This window comes from Nostoc sp. UIC 10630 (assembly GCF_010747425.1).
GTDB lineage: Bacteria > Cyanobacteriota > Cyanobacteriia > Cyanobacteriales > Nostocaceae > Nostoc.
Window position 1 is genome coordinate 1 of record NZ_JAAGOG010000398.1, and the last position, 2,399, is coordinate 2,399.

The following is a 2,399-nucleotide window of genomic DNA, read 5'->3' on the forward strand; positions in this document are numbered from 1 at the left end:
ACAAGTGACCTTAGTAGATATATCCTACGTATTTACTTATCTTCACATAGTTTCGTTTTTTTATGCCGACTTACTTAATAGCTTTAATTATTTAGGCAGATGTTACGATATTTTTATGAGAAATTTTAATAGTAAATGTAGTTCCAACTCCTACTTGACTTTCTAAATAGATTTCTCCTTTGTGTCGTTCTACACACTTTTTAACAACCGCTAAACCTAGTCCCGTACCAACAATATTATTCACATTTTGACCTCGATAAAAAGGCTCGTAAATTTGTTCTTGTTCTGTTGTTGGAATACCTATTCCTTGGTCTATTACTTGAAAAAATACAGCCTCTGCTTTTGAGTTTAAAACCAAGTATATCTTACTTTTAGGAGATGAGTACTTAATAGCATTTAAAAGTAAGTTACTGAGGATGGAATACAGCAGTTTTTCATCTAGATTAGCTCGAAAACACTGCCCATGATTTCTAAACTCTATTAAATGTGGTGTTGTACCAAAAATTTGTAAATCTTCTACCAAATTTAAGCAGAAATTTTCTAGATTAATTAATTGAGGTTTGTAATCCAACTTCCCCGCTTCTGATCTTGTTAAGGTCAATATATCTGTCAGCAGGTGATTCATTAATTTGGCTGAAGACTGAATCCGATAAAGATTTTTTAACTGCTTCTCATCTACCAATTTCTCAAGAATCTCTTGCAATAATTGAGATGATAGCAAAATGATGCTTAAAGGTGTACGAAATTCATGAGAAATCATCGAAAACAAGCGGATTTTTAATTCTCCTAATTCTTTTTGCTGCGCTAGTGAAAATTCTAAAGACTCAATTTTTTCGCGTTTTATCCATTGCCGAACAAGAATAATACATAAGCTAAAAATTACTGCGAAACTTAAAATAGTTCCTACTATTTCCATTAAGATTCTCAAGTGAATGCTGTTCTCAGATTCTTCTAGAGAACTTTGTAAATAACGTTGTTCTTCAGCTTCAATATTTGCTATTATACGTAAGATGTCTTGTCGAAGCTTAACACTACGAGCAGTAATATTAGTTTGTTCTTCTAATGCTGTTTTATCTTTTTGATAAAGTTCTATCGATTGTTTCAAAAGAGCTAATCTTTCATTAACCAACGAGTTCATCTGTGTAAATTTTTGTTGCTGGCTCAAACTAGGATGTATTTGTTCTTTTAACAGCTTGAGTTGAGATTGTATATTTATTCTTTCATTTTGATAACGCTTTAAATCTTGTTCACTTCCCAAAAATATGTATCCTCGTCGTGCTGATTCTGCCGATGTCATTGCCGCAGAAAAATTTGTCAAAGTATTGAGGGTCTGATAAGTATTCTGCACCTTATTAGCACCCTGTTTGATTTCAATTGTATTCTTAAAAGAAGCGAAAGTAACTATTCCCATAAGCAATAAAGTTAAAGCAAAACCTCCAGCTATCCATTTCCGTTGGGGAAACCATTTGATAAATTGCCACATCATAAAGTTAAGATATTCTCTAAAAAAGAAAAAGATTGAATATTATAATCTGAGCATACGTGATAAATTTAAACTAATACTTACCTACTGCTAAACAAAGGAATAAATTATGCGAATTCTTGTAGTTGAAGATGATATTCAACTGGCAGAGGTACTTACAGAAGCTTTAATTAGACGGCAGTATGTAGTAGATGTTGCTAAAGATGGAGAAGCAGCTTGGAATTCAGCAGAATTATTTAAGTACGACTTGGTGGTATTGGATGTAACTTTACCAAGGCTAGATGGCATCCGATTTTGTCAAAGGTTGCGTACTGCTAGCACGACTAATCCAGTATATCAAAACACTAGCGCCCCAGTGCTGATGTTGACAGCTCGTGATACTGTAGCTGATAAAATTGCTGGTTTAGACGCAGGAGCAGATGATTATGTTGCTAAACCATTTGATTTAGAAGAGTTAATGGCTCGTGTACGTGCCTTACTCAGACGTGGTAGCTCCGCAAGCACAATGAATTTATCTTGGGAGAAGTTACACCTAAATCTCAGTACTTATGAGGCTACTTATGATTCTTATCCATTGACATTAACACTAAAAGAGTATGCCATTTTAGAATTGCTGGTTGCTAATGGCAGACGTGTACTGAGTCGTTCTAGCATTATTGAGCAGGTTTGGGCAGTAGATGATTCTCCAGTAGAGGAGACTGTTCGCTCTCATATTAGATGTCTTCGACAAAAGCTCAGAGCTTTAGGTGCGCCAGAAAATTTTATTGAAACAGTTCATGGATTAGGCTATCGTCTCAAGCAGAAATAATCTTTCTCCAAAAATATAACAATTATCATATCCCTCTTCTGTCACTTTCCGAGTATTCTGAATAAAAGGATTAAAAGAAAAAACTCTGGAAGGTAAGCAGGGCAATGG

The 2,399-nt window shown here is 34.6% G+C and carries 2 protein-coding genes; one reads left to right on the forward strand and one right to left on the reverse strand.

Features of this window, described 5'->3' with window-relative positions; genetic code table 11:
- Positions 1 to 91: 91 nt before the first annotated feature.
- Complete coding sequence (locus G1O98_RS37860) at positions 92 to 1,486, reverse strand: ATP-binding protein (protein WP_175587031.1); 1,395 nt, start codon at positions 1,484 to 1,486, stop codon at positions 92 to 94.
- 106 nt (positions 1,487 to 1,592) lie between these two features.
- On the opposite strand from G1O98_RS37860, the gene G1O98_RS37865 reads away from it, so the two are divergent.
- Positions 1,593 to 2,291 carry a response regulator transcription factor gene (locus tag G1O98_RS37865; protein ID WP_163939549.1) on the forward strand — a complete coding sequence of 233 codons (699 nt, stop codon included), beginning with the start codon at positions 1,593 to 1,595 and terminating at the stop codon, positions 2,289 to 2,291.
- Positions 2,292 to 2,399 lie beyond the last annotated feature (108 nt).